The organism is Micromonospora sp. NPDC047134, from assembly GCF_040643455.1.
Taxonomy (GTDB): domain Bacteria; phylum Actinomycetota; class Actinomycetes; order Mycobacteriales; family Micromonosporaceae; genus Micromonospora.
This window is the reverse complement of record NZ_JBEYUI010000001.1, coordinates 50,776-74,622: the sequence shown is the minus strand read 5'-3', so window position 1 is coordinate 74,622 and position 23,847 is coordinate 50,776. Positions and strand designations below refer to the sequence as shown.

General features: G+C 72.0%; 19 protein-coding genes. 11 read left to right on the top strand and 8 right to left on the bottom strand.

All coding sequences use genetic code 11. The annotated features are described in order from the left end of the window. Positions 1–23: 23 nt before the first annotated feature. Positions 24–1,670 carry a ricin-type beta-trefoil lectin domain protein gene (locus ABZ795_RS00240; protein WP_357527551.1) on the top strand — a complete coding sequence of 549 codons (1,647 nt, stop codon included), beginning with the start codon at positions 24–26 and terminating at the stop codon, positions 1,668–1,670. Between the two features lie 71 nt (positions 1,671–1,741). On the opposite strand, the gene ABZ795_RS00235 is transcribed toward ABZ795_RS00240, so the two are convergent. Further along, positions 1,742–3,256: a S8 family serine peptidase gene (locus ABZ795_RS00235; protein WP_357527549.1), complete on the bottom strand. Its 1,515-nt coding sequence runs from the start codon at positions 3,254–3,256 to the stop codon at positions 1,742–1,744. A gap of 236 nt (positions 3,257–3,492) precedes the next feature. Here ABZ795_RS00235 and ABZ795_RS00230 point away from each other — a divergent pair, with 236 nt between their 5' ends. Beyond that, complete coding sequence (locus ABZ795_RS00230; protein ID WP_357527547.1) at positions 3,493–5,610, top strand: hypothetical protein; 2,118 nt, start codon at positions 3,493–3,495, stop codon at positions 5,608–5,610. Here the strand turns inward: ABZ795_RS00230 and ABZ795_RS00225 are convergent. Together ABZ795_RS00225 and ABZ795_RS00220 are read right to left on the bottom strand one after the other, a co-directional pair. Next, a complete protein-coding gene (locus ABZ795_RS00225) occupies positions 5,583–7,178 on the bottom strand; it encodes a hypothetical protein (RefSeq protein WP_357527545.1) in 1,596 nt (531 codons plus the stop codon). The genes ABZ795_RS00230 and ABZ795_RS00225 overlap by 28 nt on opposite strands. A 229-nt stretch (positions 7,179–7,407) precedes the next feature. Next, entirely contained in the window at positions 7,408–8,634 is a 1,227-nt protein-coding gene (locus tag ABZ795_RS00220) for a ricin-type beta-trefoil lectin domain protein (protein WP_357527544.1), read from the bottom strand. A gap of 262 nt (positions 8,635–8,896) precedes the next feature. Here ABZ795_RS00220 and ABZ795_RS00215 point away from each other — a divergent pair, with 262 nt between their 5' ends. The 5 genes from ABZ795_RS00215 (at position 8,897) to ABZ795_RS00195 (ending at position 12,796) form a co-directional block, all read left to right on the top strand. Beyond that, positions 8,897–9,655, top strand: a complete 759-nt coding sequence (locus ABZ795_RS00215) for an SDR family NAD(P)-dependent oxidoreductase (protein WP_327026323.1) — start codon at positions 8,897–8,899, stop codon at positions 9,653–9,655. Between the two features lie 120 nt (positions 9,656–9,775). Further along, positions 9,776–10,366, top strand: coding sequence for a hypothetical protein (locus ABZ795_RS00210; protein ID WP_357527542.1), 591 nt, complete (start codon positions 9,776–9,778; stop codon positions 10,364–10,366). Between the two features lie 8 nt (positions 10,367–10,374). Then, positions 10,375–10,983, top strand: coding sequence for a copper resistance CopC family protein (locus ABZ795_RS00205; RefSeq protein WP_327026325.1), 609 nt, complete (start codon positions 10,375–10,377; stop codon positions 10,981–10,983). Between the two features lie 291 nt (positions 10,984–11,274). After that, positions 11,275–11,697 (top strand): SgcJ/EcaC family oxidoreductase, encoded by a 423-nt coding sequence (locus ABZ795_RS00200; RefSeq protein ID WP_327026326.1) that lies wholly within the window; start codon positions 11,275–11,277, stop codon positions 11,695–11,697. Between the two features lie 85 nt (positions 11,698–11,782). Continuing rightward, positions 11,783–12,796, top strand: coding sequence for an SDR family NAD(P)-dependent oxidoreductase (locus ABZ795_RS00195; RefSeq protein WP_327026327.1), 1,014 nt, complete (start codon positions 11,783–11,785; stop codon positions 12,794–12,796). A 77-nt stretch (positions 12,797–12,873) separates the two neighbouring features. Here ABZ795_RS00195 and ABZ795_RS00190 read toward each other — a convergent pair whose 3' ends face one another. From ABZ795_RS00190 to ABZ795_RS00170, 5 genes are all read right to left on the bottom strand, one after another. Next, entirely contained in the window at positions 12,874–13,929 is a 1,056-nt protein-coding gene (locus ABZ795_RS00190; RefSeq protein ID WP_327026328.1) for a carboxymuconolactone decarboxylase family protein, read from the bottom strand. After that, positions 13,926–15,581 (bottom strand): GMC family oxidoreductase, encoded by a 1,656-nt coding sequence (locus ABZ795_RS00185; protein ID WP_357527538.1) that lies wholly within the window; start codon positions 15,579–15,581, stop codon positions 13,926–13,928. Before ABZ795_RS00185 ends, ABZ795_RS00190 begins: the two co-directional genes overlap by 4 nt. Further along, positions 15,578–16,108, bottom strand: a complete 531-nt coding sequence (locus ABZ795_RS00180; RefSeq protein ID WP_357528289.1) for a DUF5987 family protein — start codon at positions 16,106–16,108, stop codon at positions 15,578–15,580. Before ABZ795_RS00180 ends, ABZ795_RS00185 begins: the two co-directional genes overlap by 4 nt. A gap of 328 nt (positions 16,109–16,436) precedes the next feature. Next, positions 16,437–17,921, bottom strand: a complete 1,485-nt coding sequence (locus tag ABZ795_RS00175) for a polyketide synthase dehydratase domain-containing protein (RefSeq protein WP_357527536.1) — start codon at positions 17,919–17,921, stop codon at positions 16,437–16,439. Between the two features lie 35 nt (positions 17,922–17,956). Next, the gene (locus tag ABZ795_RS00170) at positions 17,957–18,904 is read right to left on the bottom strand and encodes a DUF1702 family protein (RefSeq protein ID WP_357527535.1); all 948 of its coding nucleotides are present in this window, start codon (positions 18,902–18,904) and stop codon (positions 17,957–17,959) included. Positions 18,905–19,348: 444 nt separating this feature from the next. Between ABZ795_RS00170 and ABZ795_RS00165 the strand changes: the two genes are divergently transcribed. The 4 genes from ABZ795_RS00165 (at position 19,349) to ABZ795_RS00150 (ending at position 23,840) form a co-directional block, all read left to right on the top strand. Next, entirely contained in the window at positions 19,349–20,152 is an 804-nt protein-coding gene (locus ABZ795_RS00165) for a TIGR03084 family metal-binding protein (RefSeq protein WP_357527533.1), read from the top strand. A gap of 459 nt (positions 20,153–20,611) precedes the next feature. Further along, the gene (locus ABZ795_RS00160) at positions 20,612–21,355 is read left to right on the top strand and encodes an AraC family transcriptional regulator (RefSeq protein ID WP_327026333.1); all 744 of its coding nucleotides are present in this window, start codon (positions 20,612–20,614) and stop codon (positions 21,353–21,355) included. Between the two features lie 511 nt (positions 21,356–21,866). After that, complete coding sequence (locus tag ABZ795_RS00155) at positions 21,867–23,294, top strand: MFS transporter (RefSeq protein ID WP_357527530.1); 1,428 nt, start codon at positions 21,867–21,869, stop codon at positions 23,292–23,294. Positions 23,295–23,324: 30 nt separating this feature from the next. Next, positions 23,325–23,840 (top strand): helix-turn-helix domain-containing protein, encoded by a 516-nt coding sequence (locus ABZ795_RS00150; RefSeq protein WP_357527528.1) that lies wholly within the window; start codon positions 23,325–23,327, stop codon positions 23,838–23,840. Positions 23,841–23,847 lie beyond the last annotated feature (7 nt).

Below are 23,847 nucleotides of genomic sequence, written 5' to 3'. Positions count from 1 at the left end.
CGCCACGCCGAAAGGGATGGCCCGTGACTACCGACCTCGTACGCAAGAAGATCAGCTTCGGCCGCACGCCCCGCAAGGTGCTCGCGGCCCTGCTGGCCGCGCTGGCGGTGCTCGCCGCCGTCATCGCCACCATCAACTGGGGGGTCGCCTCCGCCCGCGACGACACAGTGATCGGCGCGAAGGTCACCGACAAGCAGTTGACCGCCATCGTCGCCGCGGCCCGCTCGTGCCCGATGCTCACCCCGGCCCGGCTGGCCGGGCAGTTGATGGCCGAGTCGGGGCTGGACAACCGGGCCCGCAAGACCGCCTCCGGCGGTCGGGGCATCGCCGGTCTCGACGACGAGGACTGGAAGGCGTGGAAGCCGTGGCCGGACGCCCGCCGGTCCGACATCGCCGCCAACGTGCTCGCCCTGGCCCATCAGATGTGTGACTTCAGTGGCCGGCTCCGGCTGGCCGGCATCACCGGTGACCAGTGGCGTACGGCGGTCGCCGCCTTCCACACCGGGCTGCCCGCGGTCACCCAGGCCCAGGGGGTCCCCGCCGAGGCCGTCGAGTACGTCGATCTGGCCAGCGGCTACGCCGGGTACTACGGCCAGCTCAAGCAGTTCGGTGGGCCCGGGGCGCCGGCCCCGGCCGCCCCACCGGCGGGCAACACCAAGGGGGTGCCCGCGCCGTACGTCCCGCTGGTGGTCACCGCCGGGTCGGTCTGCGAGCAGGTCACCCCGGCCATGGTGGCCGCCCAGGTGATGGCCCTGTCCGAGTTCGACCCCCACCGGCTCGGTCCCGCCGGGCAGCGGGGCATCGCCCAGTTCCTGCCCGAGGTGTGGCGCAGCCACGGCCCCGGTCGGGGATCCGCCTGGGATCCGCAGACCGCGATCCCGGCCGTGGGAGAGGCGATGTGTGCCCTGATCGACGAGTTGTCCAAGCTGGACGGCGATCCCTACCTGCTGGCCCTGGCCGCGTACCGCAACGGTCCCACCGCAGTACGGCAGAGCGGGGGTAGTTTCGACCAGCCGACGGAGACCTTCCTGCGGGCGGTGAAGGCGCTCACGGACCTCTACGTGCTGGACACCCGACTGGCCCGGTCCGCACCGGCCGACGGGCCGACCACGGCACCCCCGGCGGAGGAGACTCCCGAGCCGCCGGCAGAGGAGGATCCGCAGGAGAGTCCGCCGGCCACCTCGCCGTCGGCGTCCCCGAAGTCGGGAACCACCGCACCGTCGGAACCTGACCCGGTCCAGACCAGGCCGACGACCGCCGCGCCGAAGACGACCGCACCCAAGCCCCAGCGTCCCTCCGGGGCCAAGCAGATCTTCCATCCGCGTACCGGGCTGTGTGTCAGCTCCGGCAGCAACGGCGACGGCACCCGACTCGAACTGCGCACCTGCAAGGAGGAACCGGCGCAGTGGTGGGTGGTCCGCAACGACGGCACCATCCGCTCCCAAGGGCTGTGCATGGACATCGCCTGGGGTGCCTCTGAGGACGGCACCGCCATCCAGGTGGCCATCTGCAGCGGCAATCCGGCGCAGTCCTGGCGGATCAACGACAAGGGCGGCATCATCAGCGCCCTCAACGGCAAGGCCGTCGACGTGGAGATGGGGGCCAAGAACAAGCCGCTGGAACTCTGGATCTACGTCGGTAACGCCGAGCAGACCTGGAAGCTGCGGTAATCAGCACACCGAGTCGACCAGAAACGGGGGTACGGACCGCGCGGTCCGTACCCCCGTTCTCCGTAGCTGGTTCAGCTGTAGGCCCGCCGACGGTGCAGACCCAGCGCCAGGAAGGCGCCACCGCCGAGCAGCGCCACCCCGATCAGGACGAGGGTGGCCATGCCTCCCCCGCCACCGCCGCCGGTGCTCGCGGCTCCGGTCGGCTGTTCACCGTCCAGGGTCCGGGCCAGCGACACCCCCGGATTGATCATTCCGGTGCCGTACCTGCTGTCCGGGGTCTGCTCCCCCAGCCCATCAGCGGTGTCCCGGATCCGCTGCTCGACCTGGGTGGCGTTCAGCTCCGGATAGGCGGCCCGCACCAGCGCCGCCTGCCCGGCCACGAAGGCCACCGCGAAGCGGGTGCCGCTGTAGCTCAACGGGCCGGTCTTTCCGGGTCCGATTCCGGTCACGTCCGCTCCGGGAGCCACCACCTCCACCGTCTCCGGCTGGTAGTCCTCGACCAGCTTGTTGTCGGCCCCGACCCCGCCGACCAGCAGCAGGGCGCCGGTGGCCTCGGGCTCGCCGGGCGAGGGCAGGGTGACCGGCTTGGTCGGGGCACCCGCCACCACGACCACGTCGTGGTTCAGGGCGGTGGTCAGGGAGGCGATGACCGCCGGGGCGGACAGGTCCACATGCGAGCCCAGGGCGACCACGGAGGCGCCCGCGCTCACCGCCACCTCGATGGCGTTCGCCGCGTCCGTGGGCCGGGCGGTGCCCGACTTGCCGATCATCCGGATCGGCAGGACGGTGGCGTCCGGGGCCAGGCCGACCGGGGTCTGCTGAACGGCGGTGTTCGCCGCGATGATGCTCGCCATCGCGGTGCCGGTGCCCAGGCAGTCGGTGTCGCCGCGGCCGTTGCCCACGGTGACGTCCGCCCCGACCGTCACCCGTCCGCTGAGTTCTTCCAGACGACCGTCCACCCCCGAGTCGACGACGGCCACCATGACCCCGTTGCCTCGGCTGAGGTCCCAGGCCCCGTCGATGGCCAACCGCAGCTGGGCCCAGTCGGAACGGCTGCTGGATCCGGCGACCGGGGTGCAGCCGGCGGTGTCGGAGGTGCCGCTGGGCGACGGGCTCTGGCTGGGGCTGCGCGAGGGGCTGGGACTGGGACTGGTGCCGGAGGTCGGGCTGGAGGCAGGTCTGGGGGTACGGGAGGGCCCGGGTGAGGTCGTGGGCTTCCCCGGGCCGGCGGGGATCTGCCCGTACTTCACCCCTTCGCCGACCGCGTCCCACGGCAACACCAGATACCAGCCGCGGTTGAGCCGGGTCGGGTCGGTCAGGCTGGCCCCGTCGGGTTGCACCCGACCGGCGTTGAGGTTGTAGATCTCCGCAGACCGCTCACCGCTGCCGAGAAACCGGGTGGCGATCGCGGTGAGGTTCTCCGGTTGTCCCTGGTACGCCGCCGTGACGACGTAGTACTTGACGTACGCCTGCGGGTCCAGGGGCGCTTTGCGGGCTGTCGCCGTACCGGCCATCGCCACGACCATGCAGCAGACAGCCACCACTCCCGCGAGCAGGCGTCCTACGTTGAGGCGCTTCGCCAGCACTGATCTTCCTCCTTCGGGAGCCCGGCCGAAAACCCGGGCGACACCCTCTACAGCGGATCTGGACCGTATCCGTTCAATCGGATCGAGAAAAACGTCGAACTCGGCTGAACCTACGACCAGTGACCATCGTCATGATGACGCAAGGGCCACGAGACCAGATGATGTGGTGGTTCGCCGGCCGTCACCTGCACGCGCAAACCTGCGGACGTTGGTGAGAGCAGATGTACGCCACGACCATGACGATCGACGCGAACGACGACCAGCCGCTGACCGCCCACCGTTTCGACCCCCGTCGACACCGGCGGATCCCCGGACTGTTCGATCTCTGGTTGACCTCCGGCACCCGCGGTGGGCTGGTGCTGCCGACCAGACCCGAGCGGCCCCTGACCGCACGGGCCATCACCGAACTGGTGCGACGCTCCGGTGAGGCCGCCGACGACGTACGGATCCTGACCGACGACGGCGCCCGGCACGCCGAACTGTTCAGCGAGGTGGCCGGGCTGCTCGCCCATGACGTGCTGGTCAGTCCCGAGGGCGCGGAGATCCGCCAGCACGGGGGGTCCGGCGGGCCGCTGCACGCCGTACCGGTCGACCGCCAGGCCCGCCGAGCCCGGGACTGGCTGGTGATCCAGCCGCCCGATCTGGCCACCCCCCTGCCGGGTTGGTTCACCGTCGAGCGGGGCCTGGTCCGTCCCCGTACGGGGGTGGTCAGTCTGCCCCTGCGCGGGGGTCTCGTGCTCGCCACCCGGGCCGATTTCGTCACCCGGCGGGCCACCGCGCACCGGCTGGGCACGGTCGCCAAGGGACTGGTGACCGTCGCGGTCACCGCCCGACCCGGTGGCTTCCTGATCGGCGACTACGGCGGCACCCAGCGGGTCTACCGTGGCGACCAGCTCGCCGCCCTGCTCGGGGACCTGCCGCTCTACGGCAGCGACCTGCGCCTCTGGCTGACCTGGCCCTCCGACCCGGAGGAGCAACGCAGCCTCGGCACCCACGCCCGGGAACTGGCCGAGACCACCGGTGCCACGGTCTGGACCCCGCCGCCGGGTGGCAGCGCGGAGCTCGTCGACGACCGGCAGGACCTGCGCGCACTCGACCACGCCGGCCGACCGGCCGAGTGGTACGCGTACCGGCCGCCCTTCGCCTCCGGTCCACCGGCGCTGCGGACCACCCCCACCGGCCTGCTGGTGCCGATGTCGACCTCCCTCACCCTGACCGCACCTGCGGCGGCCCCGCCCGAGGCCGAGCCGGAGCAGACCCCGCACTCACCGGCACCCCACGCCGATGTACCGCCCCCCGCCGAGCCGGCACCCGCCCCCACGGCCGACCAGCCAGCGCAGCAGGCCGAGTCGGTCACGGACCAGGTCGACGGGGCTGCGGACCAGACCGACGAGCTGGCCGAGCCGGTTGCGGGTCAGGCCGAGGAACAGGCCGAGCCGGTACGGGTCGGGGAGGTGGCGCCGGGGACGCAGGCCGTTCCGACCACCCCGCTGCCCCGGCCCGCCCTGACCGGCGAGGACCGTCGCGCGCCGGGGTACGGCCTGGGGTGGCTGTCCCCGGGGCAGCAGGTCAACGCCGAGCCGTTCGAGGCGTTCGTGGCCTCGCTGGTGCAGGCTCGGGCGGTGGGCGAGGGCCTGCCCGGTGCCGAACTGTTCCTGCTGGCCTTCCTCGATCCCCGGTCGGTGCCGGAGGGTCGCCGCCTGCTGCGGGTGCGGGTGGATCCGGGTGGGGCCATCCCGATGGCCGCCCTGCACGCTCGGCTGCCCGCCCGGCTGCAACACCTGCGGGGTCTACGTGAGGCGTACCTGCTGCCGGCGGCCCGGCTGGACCGGGTCTTCGCGGTGGACACCTTCGCGGTGGAGCACACCGGGGAACTGACCCCGGCCGGGGAGTGTGCCGGTGAGACCGTGTCCATCCGCTGCGGCTGGCCCGCCAGGTTGATCGCCGGTCTGCCCCACGAGGTGCGCCGCTGGCCGGCCTTCGGCACCCGTCGGGCGTACGCCCTGCTGCCCGCCGAGCGGGTACGCCTGCCACGTCACTGGTTGCGGCTGTACCGGGACCAGCCGGCGGTACGGGACGGACGGCTGCTGGTGGAGCTGCGGGTGCCCAGAGATCGCGCGATCGACGTGACGGCCACGGCCGACCTGCTGGCCCCGCTGGACCGGGTCCGCAGTCGGGCCGAGGCCCTGCGCGCCGCCCAGGTGGAGCTGATCCTGCCCAGCCGCTCCTACTCACGGGTGCGGGTACGCCGGGTGTACCGGGCCGAGTCCGGTGCCTGGCAGCGGGTACCCCGCCTGGAGCAGGGGCCGCTGCCGGCCATCCTGCCTCAGCTCGGGTCCCCACCGCCGAGCTGAGCCGACCACCGGCCGTACGGGACCGGACCGATCACCAGCGGAATGCCGCGCCCGGCGGACCCGGCGGACAGGCCACGTACCCCCGCGGCGGCGTCCGTGGTGATGACGACGTACGGCCCGGGTCCCAGCTCGGGGGTCTGCGGCCAGGCGGCCAGGCGGCGGCAGCCCTCGACCAGGTCGGCGTCGAGGGCGTCACCGACGACGGCCACGACCACCCCCGCCGCCAGCAACTGAAGGGCGTACGCCGCCGCCAACCGGCGACACTCCTGCACCGCCCCGACCAGGGTGAACACGTCCGGGGCCCGGCCCAGGTCGATCTGTAGCCGCCAGGGCCCGGCCCGTCCCAGCACCAGGGGTACGGCGGCGGCCGGTGCCGGTTCGTGTTCGGCCAGCCAGGCGTAGGCGGCAGTTGCCGGGCCGGTCGTGACACCTACCAGCCGCACCAGGATCGGGCCGTGGTCGGTGCTGAGTTCGGTCCGGACGTACGGCACCTCGCCGTCGGCCGGCAACTCCGGCCGGGGTGGCCCACCGTCCTCCTGCCCACTCCCCGACCGCGCTGCCGTCGCGCCGGGCCCGGTCCCAGCGGCGGGCACCGCCGCCGCAGGGCCCTCGGGCACCGCCACGGACACCGCCGGCCGGGATGGGGCCGCGGGCATCATCGGCCAGGATGGAGGCCCAGGCGCCGCTGCGGGTGGGGCCGCAGGAACCACTGGCGGAGGCTCCGGGTCCTGGGTGGAGGTTGGCGAGGTTTCGGTGGTGCGAGCGCCGGGCGGTTTCGGGTCAGCGGAGGCTGCCGGGTTCTGCTTCTGCGGGACAGTCAGGTCGGGTGGGGCGGCGCTGGCGGCGAGTTCGGCTGGGGTGGGGGTGTGGTGCCGCTGCGGGGGCCACGGGCCGTCATCGAGGGTCACCCCACGCATCCGGTACACCCGTCGGGGCAGCACCAGGAGTGCTACGACGGCCAGTCCCAGGGCCAGGGCTCCCGCCCCGACCCGCACCAGGTCGGGGGTGACCCCGGCCAGCCGGGACGGCGCGGCCTGGGCCGGGGGCCCGGTGTCGGCCGGAGCCGGTGGGTCCTCGGCGGGAGCCGACCGGGCGGGGGACGACGGGGAGCCGCTCGGCGAGGGCGGTGCAGGGGTCGGTGAGGGCGGTGCAGGCGGCGAGGGTGAGAGTGGCGAGGGGGTCGCCGGGCTGGGCGGGGTCGAGGGGGTGGGGGGGCGGATCGCCGGCAGGCGGCCGGTCCGCACTCCCGGCCCGTCCGCGTCCTTCGGCAGTACGAGCACCCAGCCGGGCGCGAGTTCGACCCCGTCGGTGAAGGTGGCCCCGTCGGGCTGCTCCCGACCCCGGTTCAGTTCGATGATCTCCCGGAACCGGTTGCCGTTGCCGAGGGTACGCAGCGCGATGCTGTACAGATAGTCACGCTGGCCGTTGACCGGCGGCCCCACGACGTAGTACTTGCCGGTCTCGTCGGGAGGCGCGGCGGTCACCGGGGTCCCCCCGGCCAGTGGGACGAGCAGGACCGTCAGCAGCAGCGACAGGGTCCACCAGTGGCTCGCTCGCCAGCGGCGCATCCGGTGCGACCCCGCCGATGTCTGCGGGGCCGACCTCGACGCCCTGCCCCGACCAGCTGACTGCATTGCTGTCCTTCCGTCTTCCTCGCGCGGTGCGGCACCCGTTCCGGTGCGGCGGAGGGTGGGTGCCCGTCATGTCAACGGCGCCGCACCGTGTGACTTCCTATCAGTCACCGGCATCGTCCTGCGCAACGCGCAGGGGGCCGGCCGCCCCTTGGACCCGGTCGGTTCAGCGGCCCACCGGCTGCCAGGTCTGGTTGGCCTGCCCGGGAGCGCACCGCCAGATCTGCAGGGCGGCGCCGTCGGCCGAGTTCCGGTCGCGGACGTCGACGCACCTGCCCGAGTGGGGGTTGCGCACCTGGCCGTCCTCGACCACCCAGACCTGCGCCGGGCCGCCGTTGCAGTGCGCCAGTTGCACCTTGGCCCCGTTGTCCCGGGACCCCCAGGCGACATCCATGCACTTGTCGAGCAGCATCAGCGATCCGTTGGGGCCCTTGGAGAAGGACTGGGCCGGGGTGCCGTTGCACCTCCAGAGCTGCAACCCCACCCCGTCGGCGGAGACACCGGCGGGCACGTCGATGCACTTGCCCTCGTACCCCCGCAGGGCGAAGCCGGCGTCGTCCGGGACGGCGGGCTGCTCGACCCGCTGCGGTACCGGGGTTCCGCCGTTGCGGAAGGTGACCACGAAGTCGGCGCATCCGGGGCAACCGAGGACGGTCTCGTTACCGGGCACCCGGTCGTGGGTGGACCACAGGTAGGCCCGTGGGCCGAAGGGGCGCAGCGCTGCGGTGTAGGCGCTCTCCGCGTCCCGTTCGGGGTTGACGCAGTTGATCCGGTCTCCCCGGCGGGGATCGATCACGGCATGCGCCTCCGGGCAGGCGGCGAGCAGTTGCCCACCGGAGCAGTCCCACCTGATGCAGGTTCCGGTCACCGGGGCGGGCGGCCCGCCGGGCGCCTCGATGGTGATCGTCAACGAGAGGGCGTCGACGTAGCTGACGTTGTACCAGGGGGCTACCGGGTCGTTCTGGTCGAAGTTGAACTCGGCCAGGCTGACCGGTTGCGCACCCCGCTCGCAGCGATCCGGATAGACCCCGCAGTCGCCGACGAGACAGCTGAAGGTGCTACCCGGTTCTCCGCTGCACCGCTGCCGGGCGAAGAACCGGCCGCGCCAATGACCGGGAGCGCCGTCGTCGGGAATGACGATGGTCCCGGACTCCCCGGGCCGCAGGACCGGCAGGTCGGGGATGGGTCGGGAACCGTCCCCGCTCTCACCGGCACCTATCCACAACGTCTCGCCGGTGGCGTTGACGAAGGTCACCCGCTCCCGGATGACCGCCTCCGACCTGCTGGACAGGACCACGACCAGGCCCAGGGCGAGCACCAGGATGGTCAGCAGGGCCACCTTCCCACCCAGCCGGGCCTTGCGGCCCGCGAAGACACCCGTACTCACCGTCATGCTGCCCTCCGTTGGCTGAACCGACGGACCCACCAGGTCCTTTCGAATGCGTGCGCCCGCATGACGGAGCGCGGCACCCCTCGGTTCAATCACATCTGTCCCCGATGGACGAAGCTCGACCGGCGCCGTCCGCTACGCAGGTCACCGTCCACTCCGGTCGGCCCCTGCGGGTGGGACCTGTGGCCCTGCCGCCGCCGGGTCCGCCCGGCGGAGGCTGAGAGCAGCGGGCCGGGTCTGCGGCCGCGGAGCAGAGGAGTCGATGATGAACGAGCAGCGGTACGCGGGACGAGTGGCGTTGGTGACCGGAGCCGGCTCCGGCATCGGTCAGGCGGTCGCCGTACGGCTGGCGGCCGAGGGCGCCCGGGTGCTCGGCTGTGACGTAGACCCCGAGGGGTTGGCCGCCACGGAGAAGCTGATCGCCGACGCCGGGCAGACCGTGCTGACCGTCGTCGGTGACGTCAGTGTGCAGGCGGACGTGGACCGCATCGTGGCCGCCCTGCCCGGCGACCGGATCGACCTGCTGGCGAACGTCGCCGGCATCATGGATCACTTCCTGCCGGTGTCCGAGGTGGACGATGGGACCTGGGAACGGGTCATGGCGGTCAATGTCACCGGCCCGATGCGGCTGACCCGGGCGGTGCTGCCGCTGATGCGCGCGGCCGGGGACGGGGCGATCGTCAATGTCGGCTCCATCGGCGGGCTCACCGGCGCGGTGGCCGGCACGGCGTACGTCACCTCCAAGCACGCCCTGGTCGGCATGACCCGGTCAATCGCCGTCCTCTACGCCGAGGAGGGGATCCGGGCCAACGTGATCTGCCCGGCCGGGGTGGAGACCAACATCGGGCGTACGGCCGCCCCGAGGGTGCCCTGGGCGTACGAGCGGTTGTCGAAGGCCTTCCACCGGGTCACCCGCACCGCCCAGCCGGAGGAGATCGCCACCCTGGTCTGCTGGCTGGGCAGCGCGGAGGCGGTCAATGTCAACGGTGCGGTAATCACCTCAGACGGCGGCTTCACCGCCTGAGCAGGCAACCTGGGGCCACCGAACCCGAAGATCGAAAAGTGCGCAATCCGGAATAAGCGCACCGGACTCCCATCACCTAGCGTGTTCGCTAAATTACCCAGCCCTCTGGATGGAGTCCACATGACAGTGGCCAAGGAGCATGCCGCCCAGCGTGGGGTGATCAGTACGATCAACGAAGCCCAGCACCGTGCGGTGCTGGGTCTGTACATGCTGATCGTGCTGGCCCACTGGGCCGAGCACCTGGTTCAGGCGTACCAGATCTGGGTGTTGGGCTGGGCGCGGCCACAGGCCCGCGGGGTCCTGGGGATGCCCTTCCCGTGGCTGGTCAGCTCCGAGTGGATGCACTACGCGTACGCGATCGTCATGCTGATCGGCCTGTTCGCCCTGCGTCCCGGCTTCGTCGGCCGGGCCCGCACCTGGTGGACGATCGCCCTGGCGCTCCAGTTCTGGCACCACATCGAGCACCTGTTCCTGCTGTTGCAGGTGCAGATCGGCTTCCTGCTGCCCGGCACGAGCGTGCCGACCAGCTTCGCTCAGCTGCTGATCCCCCGGGTCGAGCTGCACCTGTTCTACAACTCGGTCGTCTTCCTGCCGATGCTGGTGGCGATGTACCTGCACCTGCGCCCCAACGCCCAGGAGGTGCAGTTGCAGCGGTGCAACTGCACCATCGAAGGCCGCGAACGGCTGGCCGCCGCCACCTCCGGCAGCTGATCGTCGTCATGTCTGCCGGGCGCCGAACGTTGGCCATCGTCATCGCCCTCGCCTCTGTGGGGGTGGCCCTCACCATCGCCGCGGTCACCCGGCAGTCCGACGGCACCCCCGCCCGGGTCCTAGCGGTGGACCCGGGCGACGGTGCCGTGTTGAGCACCGCCCCGGAGGCGGTCACCCTACAGCTCTCGACCGGCGCCGACGCGGTGCTGTCCCATGTCACCGTGCGGGACCGGTCCGGCAATCCGGTCAACGAGGGCCGGGTACGCACCGACGGCGAGGCCGGGCTGCGTCAGCCGATCCAGCCGATCGGGACGGGCGACTACAGCATCGCGTACCACATCACCTTCACCAACGGGCGGGACGCCACCGGCATCCTGCGTTTCAGTGTCGGCACCGGCGTACCCCCGCAGGGCCTCACGGAGGTCCCCGACCCGATCCTGGACGACGCCGACCACGCCCACGGCATCGACCCGGTGGGCGCGACTCTGCTGGTCCTCGACGGTCTGGTGCTGCTGGTCGTGCTGGCCCTGCTGGTGCGGCGCCCCGCCCGGCACCGAGGGCCGCCGACCGTCTCCGGTCAGGCCGACCGGTCCCCCGACGAGCCCGCCCACCACTGAGGCCGGAAACTCCTCGCCTGCCCGTCGCGCACCTCCGCCTGCTGGTCGTTCAGGCGGAGGCGCGCGGCTTTCGTCTTGCATGCTGCGGTGTTGACTTCGAGGCACTCGCAGAGATGCGGCACCCCGCTGACCACTGTGATTCTCACAGGTGAGCGGCTATGCCCCGGCCGGGGCGCCCGCTTCCGGCGGGCCCGTCGCCCGACCGGTACGTGCCGATGAGCGCCACCGAAGGGCCGAGGACCGAACCCCTCCTCAGCCAGGACGTGACCGCCCAGGACGGAAGGAACCACCGTGACTGTCAACCACCTCACCCCGCAGGTGTCCAGCGAGGATCAGGCCGCGGTCGCGGCCGTGCCCGGACGTGTCGTGCAGGCCTGGGCGGCGAACGACGCCGACGCCTTCGCCGAGGTGTTCGTCCAGGACGGCACCATGATCCTGCCCGGCCACTTCCGCAAGGGCCGCGACGAGATCCGGGCCTTCATGGCGCAGGGCTTCGCCGGCCCCTACAAGGGCACCCGGGTCACCGGGCAGCCCTTCGACGTCCGCTTCCTCGGCCCGGACGTGGCCCTGCTGCTGACCGCCGGGGGTGTGCTTGCCCCCGGCGAGACCGAGGTGGCCGCCGAGCGGGCCATCCGCGCCTCCTGGCTCCTGGTCCGTACTCCGGAGGGTTGGCGACTGGCCGCCTACCAGAACAGCCCGCGCGACGCACGCTGACCTCGGCACAGCTCCGGTGCCGGCTGGTGACCCCCCGGCCGGCGCCGGCCACCCGTCCCATCCTCCATCGAAGGGCAGTGACGACGTGCGGGTACTGGTCACCGGCGGCACCGGCTTCATCGGCTCGCACACGGTCGCGGCGCTGCTGCGCGGCGGGTACGAGGTGCGGCTGCTGGTTCGGGACCCGGACACGGTCGGACGGGCTCTCGGCCCCCTCGGGGTGTCCACCGCGGATGTGGCGACCGTGCGCGGCGACGTCACCGACCCGGAGTCGGTGACCCGGGCGATGGCGGGTTGCACCGGGGTCCTGCACGCCGCCGGCCTCTACTCCTTCGACACCCGCCGCCATGCGCAGATGCGGCAGGTCAACGTCGGCGGCACCGAGATCGTGCTGGAGGCGGCCCGCGCGGCCGGGGCCGAGACGATCGTGCACGTCTCCTCCGTGGTGGCCCTGGCCCCCACCGGGGGTGCGCCGCTGGCCACGGAGCTGCCGGTGGGCCGCCCCCGGGAGCGGTACATGGCCACCAAGGCGGCGGCCGAAGAGGTCGCCCGCCGACACCAGGCCGCCGGGGCCCCGGTGGTCATCACCTACCCGATGGCCACCCTGGGCCCCCACGACCCGCACCTGGGGGATCAGCTCGCCCGGCTGCGGGCCCTGCTGCGCGGGTGGCTGCCCATCTGGCCCGGTGGCGGATTCCCGGTCGGTGACGTCCGGGACGTGGCCGACCTGCATGTCGCCGCGCTGCGAGCCGGGGCGGGGCCACGGCGGCTGCTGGCGCCGGGGCAGCGGCTGTCCACCCGGGAGTTCGTCGCGGCGGTACGCGAGGTCACCGGGCGTCGGCTGCCGGTCGGCTACCTGCCGTCGGCGGCGGTGCTGCCGGTGGGGGCGGCCGCATCCGCGGTGCAGCGGATCTCGCCCTGGCATGTCCCGGTGGAGTACGGCGCGGTCTACACCTGCCACTGCGATCTGCGTACCGGCCCGCAGGTGCCCGCCCCCACCCGCCCGATCACGGAGACCATCCGGGACACCGTGGCCTGGTTGCACCGCGCCGGTCTGATCAGTCGCCGGCAGGCCGGGCTGGCCGTCGACCCGCGCTGACTCCCCCGGCGGCTGCCTCCCGGCTCGGCGGCTCCCCGGCTCGGCGGCGGTCCGTCGAAGCCGGGGAGTCGTGCCGATCAGCTCGGCGGTGCGTTCGGGTCCAGGGGGACCCAGGCCGCCGCCACCCGGGCCGCGGCCATGCTGGCCCAGGCGGTCAACTCGATCAGGGCCCGGTCGTCGGCTCCGGTGGCCCGTACCTCGGCCACCACCTGGTCGTCGACCTGGTAGGAGGCGAAGGCGGTGAGCAGCGCCAGCCGCCCCGCCGCCCGGTCGCCGCCGGGCAGATCACCCATGGCCTCACCGACCCAGGCGCGACTGATCCCGGCCGGCCGGCCGTCCCAGCCCGCCAGCCGGGCGGTGACCAGTTCCCGCACCGAGGTGGGCACCGACCGCTGCCCGGCGGCCTCGATGGCCGCGCTGCTCCGGGCCAGTGCGTCGGCCAGCACGGGGTGGCCGCTGCTCCAGGCCAGGTCCGCCGGCAGTGCCGCGGCCGGCAGCAGGTCCCGGGTGGCACCGGGCGGACGGTCGCCGCGGGTACCCCGGGCCATCAGCTTGCCGAAGACCCGGCGTACTCCGCCGCGCATGACCGAGGGCAGGCCGGGCGGCAGGGGCGACGGTTCCAGGAAGACGTTCACCATCCGGTTGAGGTAGTGGAAGACCAGCGCCACCCCGAGAAGTTCCACGGCCTGGTCGGCGGCGACCGGCGGCCGGGTGTGGCCGGCCTGGGTCCGGTCGGTGCCCGCCCGGGCCCACTGGCTCACCCGGTCCCGAAGGGCGGCACCGGCCGGGTCGGCGGCGGCGGGCAGCAGGCCGGCCATGGTGGCCCCGTGCACCTCCACGCAGTACGGGCAGGAGTTCTCCGCCGAGACGGCGACGGCCACGGCCTCCCGGGTGGCCCGATCCACCCGGCCGGAGGCGACCAGGGTCTCGCGCAGCACGACCCAGCAGGCGGCCAGCACCTGCGGGGCGGGCGAGTGCAGGCTCACCGGCGGGGCGAGCATGCCGAAGTCCCGTTCCACCTGCCCGTACACCACCGCGGTGAGGCCCTCGGCGCGTTCGATGGGCACCGGGGTGACCCGGCGTACGTGTCCCCGGGAGGGACGCCGGGCCACCCTGGCGTACAGGCCACTCACCGTTGCACGGTGCCGCGTACCAGCGGCAGCACGGCGGCACGGCCACTGGTGGCCCCGTCCGGGGCGGGCGCCCCGTAGCGGACCGGGACCCCGCGTTCCCGCGCCGCCGCGACGATGCCGGGCACCGCCCGCTCGGCCAGCGCGGCGATGGTCATCGCCGGGTTCACGGTCAGACCGGCCGGTACGGCGGAGCCGTCGGTGACGAAGATGCCGGGATGGTCGCGCAGCTCGTGCCGGTCGTCCAGGGCGGAGGTGTCCGGGTTGTCACCGATGCGGCAGGAGGCCAGCGGATGCACCGTGTACGCCCCCACCACGTCGTTGGTCCACGGCATCACCCGGGACAGCCCGTCGCGTTCCAGGATGTCGCGTACCTCCGCGTCGGACAGCGCCCAGCCCCGCAGGGTGTTCTCGGTGGGCTGGTAGCGCAGCGATCCCCGGGCCAGCATCTGCTGGGACAGCCGCACGGCGTTGCCGCTGGGCGGGAGGGCACCGAACTCACCCTCGTTGTCGTCCTCGCTCATGGTGAAGACCGTCAGCCAGGACTGCCAGGTGCGCAACAGTTCCTTCTTCTCCGCCCCGAACCAGGTGGGGCCGACCGCGTCCGGCACCTGGGCCAGGATGGTGCCGAAGCCGGGTGGGAAGTACAACTGCTCCAGCGAGTACCGCTCGTACTCCGGCAGGGATCCGTCCAGCTTGTCCCAGTTGGCCACGCAGGGGCCCTTGCCGATCTGGTACGCCTCGTAGGGCACCCCGTCGGGCCGGCTGAGGCCGAGCACCTCGCGGATGCGGCCCTCGTCGAAGATGGCGGTGTTGAGTCGCTCGCCGTTGCCGGAGAAGTACCGACCGACGGCGTGCGGCATGGGGCCGAGGGTCGGCTCGGAACGCTTGAGGATCACCGGGGTGGCGCCGGCCCCGGCGGCGATCACCACGATCTTCGCGTCGATGGTGCCGCTGTCCACCTCGACCCGATAGTCGACCTCGTCCAGCACGGTGTAGTGCACCCGGTAGCCACCGTCGTCGGTACGGGAGAGGTGCTGCACCTCGTGCAGCGGACGGATCTGGGCGCCGTGGGCCAGGGCGGCCGGCAGATAGTTGAGCAGCAGGGAGCGTTTGGCGTCGAACCGGCAGCCGGCCATCATCCAGTTGCAGTTGGTGCACTTGGCCTGGTCCAACGCCACCGGCACCGGGTTGGCGGTCCGTCCGGCGTGGTCACAGGCCGCGCCGAACAGGCCACCGGAGAACGGCACGGTGTCCCAGCTGGTCTGGGTGACCGGCAGGGCCTCGGCCACCCGGTCGTACCAGGGCTCCAGGGTGTCCCGGGAGATCGTGCCCGGCCACATCCGGTGACCGAACCGGCCCTGCCGGTCGAAGACGAACCGGGGGGCGCGGGGCATCGCGGCGAAGTAGACGACACTGCCGCCGCCCACGCAGTTGCCGCTGAGCACGCTCATTCCGTCGCCGATGACGAAGTCGAAGACCCGGGTCGACGAGGAGCCGAACTTGAAGTCGTGTTCGAACTCCTCCCCGGACAGCCACGGCCCGCGCTCCAGCACGACCACCCGTGCGCCGCCTGCGGCCAGGTGGTACGCGGTGATCGCACCGCCGAAGCCGCTACCGATCACCAGGACGTCGGTGCTCTCGGAACTCGTCATGCGGGGCTCCCGGAGGGGGTGGTGTCAGGATGCGGCCGGGCCAGTTGGCGGCCGTAGCTGTAGGTGTCGAACCGCCACAGCCCGTCCGGGCCGGGCCGACGGAAGCCGATGATGTTCAGTCCCACATGGCCGGCGGCCAGCGCCTCCTCGGTGTGCGAGTGCGCGGCGGCGTCGAAGGCGATGACGCTGAACATGGCCAGACCGGTCCAGGCCTCCCGCTCCGGGTGGGTGGGGTCGGTCAGGCGCTGCACCAACCGGATCCGGTCGGGGTAGTCGAGCGAGACGAACGCCGGGACCGTGGGGTCCAGGTCCAGGCCGGTCTCGGCGGCGTACTCCTGGGCGTGCTCGTCGAGTCTGTCGGCCAGGGTGTCCAGCGCCGGAGCCATGCCGCCCTCCTCGGAGCGCAGGGTCAGCAGTGCGCCGGCGGCGACCGCCCCGCCGTCGGGCGAGACACCGGCCACGGCCCGATCCCCCGGCCACCGTTTGTGGCCCGGCAGAATCGTGTCGGCGTACGCCTCCAGCACCATTGTCCGTCGCTGGTTGCTTTCCATTGCCGGGGGCACGGGCATCACCTCTGAGGCTCAACTCGAACTGACAGAAAAACGCAGGGCACGAATCGGCGACCAGGCAATTCAAGTCACCACCGGAGACGCTGGCGCCCTCCGTCACATTCATCCAGCCCGGCGTACCCCAATGGTCTACGTCGATCGACCGGTCAGCATCTCGCCTGATGCTGTCCGCAGTTGTTCCTGACGACGCGGGGGGTACGCACACATGTTTCCGGTGGTCCCGGCGGCCGGTGCCGGTCGTTCGGACCGTGACCGGTGCGGCCACTCTCCGTCGCCGGCCGGCGGTTCATCGGGGGGTCGCCACCGCCACCACCAGGTCCTCCGGCCCGCCACGCAGTGTCGTGGCACAGGTCGCCACCTGCCAACTGCCGGCGGTGAGCAGCAGCCAGCCGTCCGGGGTGGCCCGGTCGTAGGTCAACGGGGTGAAGGCGGTGGCCCCGGCCTTGTGCAGCGCTTCCAGGGCCGACCAGACCCGGGTGCCCGCCCGGTGCGGCGACTCCCCGGTCTGGGCGACGATCAGCTCGGCCGAGGCCAGGTGCGCGCCGAGCGACCGACGCCACTCGGCGGGGTCGCGTCGCAGGACCGGTTCCAGGTCGCAGCCGACCGGGGTGCGGGCCGCCACCGCGAAGGTGTGCCCGGCGCCGTGGGCGGTCGAGATCCACCAGCCGCCGCCCACTTCGGGGCGACCGTCGCGGCGGTGGTGCAGGGCCGGGTCCGCACCGAGCAGCCGGGACACGGCCAGGTCGGTGTGCTGCCGACGCCACTTCCACCGCAGGCCCGGCTCCAGCACGACGCCCACGTCGCACCCGGTCAGCTCGGCCAGCCTGCGGCTCAGGTACGGCCCGAGCAGCTGCGCCGGCCACGGACCGGGTCTGCCGGGCAGCGGTCGCAGCCGAAGCCCGGTCCACCGCTCCACGATGCGTCCGCCGGCCCGGATCTCCAGGTCGTAGCGGTGCACCTGGTCCTGCCGGCCGCGGTGGGTCGCGTGCAGGGTCACCTGCTCGTAGGGGCCGACCCCGGCCAGCCAGATCCGGTCGACTCCGGACGGTCGCAGCATCATGTCCGGTGCCCACGGATGCAGGGCACGGAGGAAGGCGGCCCGTACGCCGGGGTCACCGAGCACCAACGGACCTGCCACGGCGGCGACGGACTCCGCCGCACCCGTACCGGTCAGTTCCAGCACGCAGCCCGAGGTGGTGATCTCGCGGTAGCGCAGCCGACGATCCGAGCGCCCGGGTTCGACGAAGAAGGTGCGGGGCGGCCGGTCCGGCACCCCGACCCGCAGGGGCGCCACCGGCGGGTCGTTCGGCATCGGCGGGGCGGCTGCCGGGCCCGGATCGGCGGAGGTCCGGGCAGCCGATCGGCCGGGGTGGCGCAGTCGGGCGTGTCCGTAGGTCACCTGGCGGCCCCGGTGTTCACCGCGCAACACGACCACGGTGGTGTCGGTCCCCGGCTCGGCCGAGACGATCAGTCGTAACCGCACCCCGTCCTCGCCGACCATAAGCGGGGTACCGAACTCGACCGTCTCGAACACCGGTGGACCCCGGTGTCCGGTGAGGGCCACCCAACCCTGCGCCAGGGCCTCCAACACGTACGCGGCCGGCAGCAGCGGAGCGCCCGGGTCGGTCGGTTCATCGAGGACGGGCACCTCTGCGGGGCTGAGGGTGGTCGTGGTGACCAGCAGCCGACCGGGCTCGTGGATCAGCACCGCGCGGGTGAGGCGTTCGGCGAACGCCGGGCCCCGGGGCGTCGGGCCGGGTGTGGTGGCCATGCCCGGTACCGCGTCCACTCTCGTCGTCCGCGGCCTCAGGCGAAGTGCGCCTGGATCCGCCGTCGCCACATCTCGTAGGCCGGCTCGGTGCCGTCCGGCGGAAGGTCCTCGCGGGCCCGATCGGTGACCGCCGCCGCCTCCTCCGGACTGCATCCGCAGAAGATCTCGGTGGCCAGGGGGGTGTGCTCGGTGACCAGTCCGGCGCGCAGTCGCGCCTGCGCACCGAAGGTGGAGCCCTGGGCCAACTGCGGGCGGTACCGGCCGGCGTGGACGGCCAGCTTCTTCAGGTCGTCGGGATCGGCACCCCCGGCGTAGGTGGCGGCCAGCCCCATGCCGCTCCACAGGTCGGCGTGCCGGGCGGAGTCGAAGCGGCCGATGATGTTCGCGGCGACATCGGGATCGGCTCCGGCGACGAACCAACTGGCACGGCCGATGCCCTGGTCGAGGGCGCGCCGCGGGTAGTCACCGGGCATCTCGGGCGGCCACGGCACCGGGGAGACCGCCTGTCGGCGGACGAACCGGTCGGTTTCGAAGTAGGCCCGGTAGAAGCCCAGGCCGTCGAGGACCAGCCAGCGCAGCAACGGGTCCGGCGCCGCCACGGCCCGCCAGCGCCACCGGGGAAGTTTGGCGTACGCCCAGCCGATCCCGACGTAGGCCATGTAGACGTGGGGCGAGCCGGCGCCGGTCAGGAACCGGGCGGTACGCCGTCCGCCGGTCACCCCGTCCAGGACGGCGTATCCCATGGCGGCCCCTTCGTAGGCGAAGCCACGGAACTGCCGATCGATCAGGTTCAGCCGGCCGATGTCGGTCTCGTCCCGGGCCTCGACGGCAGCCCGGAAGCCGGTGAGGAAGCTGGCGCCCACGGCCTCCAGCCGCTGCCGGCCGGGCTCGTCCTTGACGTGGAATCCCCGCCTGCTCATCGTCGTCTCGGCGATGTCCGGCGTCATCAGCTGTGCGCGAAGGTTACGCCACAGACCTGCCATGAGCTTCTCCCCAGGGAAGACGGACGCCGGTCGCGTCAGGGTCTCGTGCGGTGTCTGGTAGACGAACCGAGGCTATGGGCAGCGGTGGACGACCACCTACTCCCTGGTTGCTCTGCGTCACTCCATGATCACTGGCCGCACTCGCCGGCTGGCTGCGAGTCGACCCCCACGAGTCGCCATCATCACCACCACCAGCCGCCTGACCGCACAAAGAAAGAAGAAAGACGGTTGCGGACTGGGGCACACTCGGAAAGTCCATTCCACTTGATCACACCAAGGCGAAGCGCCGCCAGTAAGGAAAATCGACTGGCACCCACCGTGTCCGAACAGGTCACCACACCTACTCAAGGGTAGTGATGTACGCCAATAGGTGGGGAAATCGATACTCGCCGAAAATCCCGGGTAACGGGTCGCCGACCAACCATTTCAGGAAGAGGTATCGACGTGTCACAGACACCAGACGTGATCAACGATCTCACTGCGGAGAGTGAGGCGCTCGACGCCATCGTGGCCAAGCTGAGCGACGACCAGTGGGACATCGGGACCCCGGCCGCGGGCTGGACGATCCGGCACCAGATCGCCCACCTGGCCGCCACCTTCCGGCTGGCTGGGCTGGCCGCCGCGCAGCCGGCCGCCTTCCAGCAGGTGACCTCCCGGCTCAGCGACGACTTCGACGCCAACGTGGCGGCCGCGATGGCCGACTTCGTCGTCGAACCACCCGCGGTCCTGCTGTCGCGCTGGCGGGCCGAGCGGGCCATCGCGGAGAAGGCCCTGGCCGCGGTACCGGCCGGACAACCGGTGCCCTGGCTGGTGCGGCCACTGCCGGCACCGGTGCTGGCTGCGGCCGGCATGATGGAGGTCTTCGCGCACGGCCGCGACGTCGCGGACGCCCTCGGCATCCGACCGACTCCCACGGACCGACTCGGCCACCTGGTCGGTTTCGCCGTTCGGACCTGGGACTTCGGGTACCTGGCCCGGGGCCTGACACCCCCCGAGGTGGAGTTCCGCTTCGAGATCACCGCCCCGTCGGGCACGGTGTGGGCGTTCGGCCCGCCGGAGGCCGAGCAGCGGATCACCGGCCCCGCCGAGGACTTCTGCCTGCTCGTCACGCGCCGCCGGCACCGGCAGGACCTGGCAGTACGGGCCGTCGGCGGCGATGCCGAGCACTGGCTGGACATCGCTCAGGCGTATCGGGGGCCGGCCGGTCCGGGCCGCAGCCCGGGGCAGCTCTCCAGCACCCGAGGCTGACCCCGGCCGGGTCGGCGAGTACCACCTGCGACGAGGTCGGGTATCCGGCTGACACGTCGAGGCCACCCGCCGGAATGACGGATCGCCCCATTTGCCAACTTTTCTGCGGGTGGGTATCCGACGAATCGGCCGACCCGATCCCGGGGGTCGATCCCAAATGTTGCTGTCGCCGCATTGGAGCCAAGGGTCCGTTTTTCGGACCCGCCCGGGGTCAGCCTGGACCCAGCATTGACCTGCATGATCCGTAGTTGATTAACTACTCCCCGCCAGATAGCATAACCCTGAGTCACCAAACAGCTCCGCTCCGCCAGCAGCCGATACTTTCTCCCGCAATTAAAACCCGGGTTAACAAAACCCCTTTCTCGCTAGACGGCGTATCGCCACACGCCCACCTCTGCCGTATCAGTCCTCAGCCCACAAAACGTCGCCACAAGCGCAGCCATCGGATTGGGGGATGCGATGGAAGACAGTATCCAGCGTGCCGTCGGTCGGGTAATCGAAGCCATCCGGGAGGATCTGGCAGAACCGCACACCGTGGACGGCATGGCTCGCACAGCCATGTTCAGCAAGTTCCACTTCACCCGAATCTTCCAACGTGTCACCGGCATCTCCCCAGGCCGCTTCCTCATGGTCATGCGGCTGCACCGGGCTAAACAGTTGCTGTTGTCGACATCCATGAGCGTCACCGAGATAACCCACGAGGTCGGCTACGCCAGTGTGGGCACCTTCAGCTCCCGGTTCAGCAGCAGTGTCGGGGTCTCCCCCAGCACCTACCGCAGGCTGCGTGGGGTGACACCGCAGGTGCCCGTCGACCACCGAACCGTGGCCCAGCCACCGGTCCCGGCGATCCAGGGCGTGGTCCACCCACCCGCCTCCGAGCAGACCAAGGACCGGCTGACCTTCATCGGGCTCTTCCGTGACCCCGTCCCGCTCGGCCGTCCGGTGCGGTGCACCGTGCTCGAACGACCCGGCCCCTACCGACTGGACAGCCCACCTCCCGGGCAGTGGTACGTGCTGGCCTGCTCCCGGGTGCGTGGCCGCCAGGACTACTGGGAGGCCGACTGGACGGACGAGGACGCCCTGATCGGCGTACACGGGCCACTGACCATCAGCCGCCGACCCAGCGCCATCGAGGCCGACCTCCAGCTGCGCCGGATGACCTCCCTGGACCCGCCGATCCTGCTGGCCCTCCCCCAGCCCTGAGCCCGGCGGCCAGCACCCGACCTACCCCGACCTCACCCCCACCCGGCCCGCCGGATCAGCCCGGTGGGCCGGTCGGTGCCGCCCTGCGCAGATCCCGATCGGCACCCCACCCCACATGCCACATTCGGAGAAACCGCGCCCGTCCCAGGCATCACACCCTCGAGGTCTCGGCACCCGATCGCCCCCTTGAACTGCACTCGGCGCCCCGCTGCCGCCCATCGGGCGGGAAACCCGCTCGGCAGGTGTGGCGCCACCCGGGAGAACCGGGCGAGCACCGGGTCGTGCCGGAAAGGCACTGCTGCTATCTTCATTTGCCCACGTAAGTTTCAAAACCGGACCGACGGGGCTGTGGGCCGTCCGCACGCGCGGCGCCCGGGCCACCCAGACACGACCGGGTTATCCGGGTCCGTCGTCGTAACCATGGCCACCGTGGTCGTTGAGAGCTGACGGCACGTTGAGGTGCTTCACCGGCAACCAGCGTCCACGACACGGGGAACCAAGGGGCTGGATGGTGGACAACTCAAGCGCAGCGTCGGCGTCGGCAACCCCTCTCGGCGGACGGCAACGGCTGGCCCTCGGCGCCCTCGGCGCGTCCTTCCTGATGGCGGCGCTGGACAGCACCATCATCTATCCCGCCATCCCGAGCATCGCGCAGGCACTGCGACTGTCCACAGCGAGCACGCACTGGCTGATGTCCGCCTTCCTGATCACCTTCGGCGGGGTACTGCTGCTCAGCAGCCGGCTGGCCGAACTCTTCGGTCGGCGTCGGCTGTTCACCACCGGGCTGGCGATGGTGACCGCCGCCTCCCTGCTGTCGGCGACGGCCTGGACCGGGGAAGTGCTCGTCAGCGCACGCATCGTGCAGGGTGTCGGTGCGGCCCTGGTCGCCACGACCGCCCTGCCACTGCTGGCCATGGCCCTCGGCCCCGGTCCGGCCCGGTCCCGGGCACTCGGCTTCTGGACCCTCATCGGCGCCTTCGGCGGCACCGCCGGGCTGCTGCTCGGCGGGCTGCTCACCGACAATCTCGGGTGGCGATGGGTGTTCCTGCTCAACGTGCCCATCGGGATCGTCGCCGTACTGCTGGTCCCGATCCTGCCGAAGGACCGGTGCGGCCGCTCCGGACATCCGCTGGAGGTGGCCAGCGCCACCTGCCTGATCAGCGCCCTGGCCCTGATCGGCTGGACGATCATCGCCGCGCTCGGACCTGGCGGCCTCACCGGCGGTGTTCTCCTGCGGCTCACCGGGGCGTCGGTGCTGCTGCTGCTCGGCCTGGCCCTCGAGGCGCGCACCGGGCGCCGCCTGATCCGACCCGGACCGCTGCTGTCCGGCAACCGGGTGGGCAGCCTGGGGGTGCTGTTCATCGCCGGCACGGTGATCGAAGGGGTGCTGCTGCTGATCACCCTGTACGGGCAGGAGGTGTTGGGGCTCTCGGCCACCAGGTTCGGTGCCCTGATGACGGCCCTGACCCTGTCCTCGGTCATCGGCTCGTACCTCGGTCAGGCGGTCGTGTTGCGGCACGGGCTGCGGCTGGTGGCCCTGGCGGGCCTGTCCCTGACCGGAGCCGGCCTGCTGGCCCTGGCCATGGTCGACAGTCCGCTGTCCACGGTCTACCTGCTCAGTGTGCTGCCCCTGGTCGGCGTCGGTGCCGGCGCGGCCTTCGTCGCCGCACAGATCGGGGTGACCCTGGATGCCACCGAGGCCGACTCCGCCGCGGCCTCGGGCCTGTCCGACGCCTCGTTCAGCATGGGTGGGGCGCTCGGACTGGCCGCCGTGTCGGCCGTACTCGTCGCCCAGCAGTCCCTCTCGCAGCTGCCGGCACCGGTGGGCGCCGGCCTGCCCACGGCCTTCGCGGTGGCCGCCGGACTCACCGTGGCCGGTCTGGTGGCCGCGCTGCTGCTGGGGCAGCGCGGTGCGCCCGTGGTCGGGCAGGGAGGGTAGCGGTGGATCACACGCCTCTACGATGACCCGATGGCGCCTCGCGGGTACGGACAGGACTGCTCGATCGCACGGGCTCTGGAGGTGGTCGGCGAGCGCTGGACCCTGCTCATCGTGCGCAACGCGATGGGGAGTGACTGCCGCTTCGAGTCCCTGCTGGACAGCCTCGGCATAGCCCGCAACGTCCTCGCTCAACGACTCAGCACCCTGGTCGAGGCCGGCATCCTGGAACGGATCCCCTACCGGGACCGGCCGGTGCGGCACGAGTACCGCCTCACCGGGCGGGGGCGTGAACTGGCCCCCGTGCTGGCCGCGTTGATGCAGTGGGGAGAGCGGAACTGCCCCGGCGCCCAACCCGCGCCCGACCGGGCCCTGGTGCACACCCGCTGCGACCATCCGGTGGACCTGGTCCTGCGCTGCCGGTCCTGCGACGAGTCGGTCCCGACCAGTGAGTTGGTGTCCGACCCGGGCGGGCCGGCCACCGGCGACCCGCCGGCCGACAATCGACCGCTGACGGCTACGGCGGCCACCGGTCCCGATACTCACTGACCCCGAG

Coding starts and splice junctions, on each gene's coding strand:
- ABZ795_RS00210 (WP_357527542.1), top strand. CDS start 9,776: ATGACAGTGGCCAAGGAGCATGCCGCCCAGCGTGGGGTGATCAGTACG.
- ABZ795_RS00150 (WP_357527528.1), top strand. CDS start 23,325: ATGGCGCCTCGCGGGTACGGACAGGACTGCTCGATCGCACGGGCTCTG.
- ABZ795_RS00160 (WP_327026333.1), top strand. CDS start 20,612: ATGGAAGACAGTATCCAGCGTGCCGTCGGTCGGGTAATCGAAGCCATC.
- ABZ795_RS00175 (WP_357527536.1), bottom strand. CDS start 17,921: ATGGCCACCACACCCGGCCCGACGCCCCGGGGCCCGGCGTTCGCCGAA.
- ABZ795_RS00230 (WP_357527547.1), top strand. CDS start 3,493: ATGACGATCGACGCGAACGACGACCAGCCGCTGACCGCCCACCGTTTC.
- ABZ795_RS00225 (WP_357527545.1), bottom strand. CDS start 7,178: ATGCGCCGCTGGCGAGCGAGCCACTGGTGGACCCTGTCGCTGCTGCTG.
- ABZ795_RS00180 (WP_357528289.1), bottom strand. CDS start 16,108: ATGGTGCTGGAGGCGTACGCCGACACGATTCTGCCGGGCCACAAACGG.
- ABZ795_RS00215 (WP_327026323.1), top strand. CDS start 8,897: ATGAACGAGCAGCGGTACGCGGGACGAGTGGCGTTGGTGACCGGAGCC.
- ABZ795_RS00170 (WP_357527535.1), bottom strand. CDS start 18,904: ATGGCAGGTCTGTGGCGTAACCTTCGCGCACAGCTGATGACGCCGGAC.
- ABZ795_RS00185 (WP_357527538.1), bottom strand. CDS start 15,581: ATGACGAGTTCCGAGAGCACCGACGTCCTGGTGATCGGTAGCGGCTTC.
- ABZ795_RS00205 (WP_327026325.1), top strand. CDS start 10,375: ATGTCTGCCGGGCGCCGAACGTTGGCCATCGTCATCGCCCTCGCCTCT.
- ABZ795_RS00220 (WP_357527544.1), bottom strand. CDS start 8,634: ATGACGGTGAGTACGGGTGTCTTCGCGGGCCGCAAGGCCCGGCTGGGT.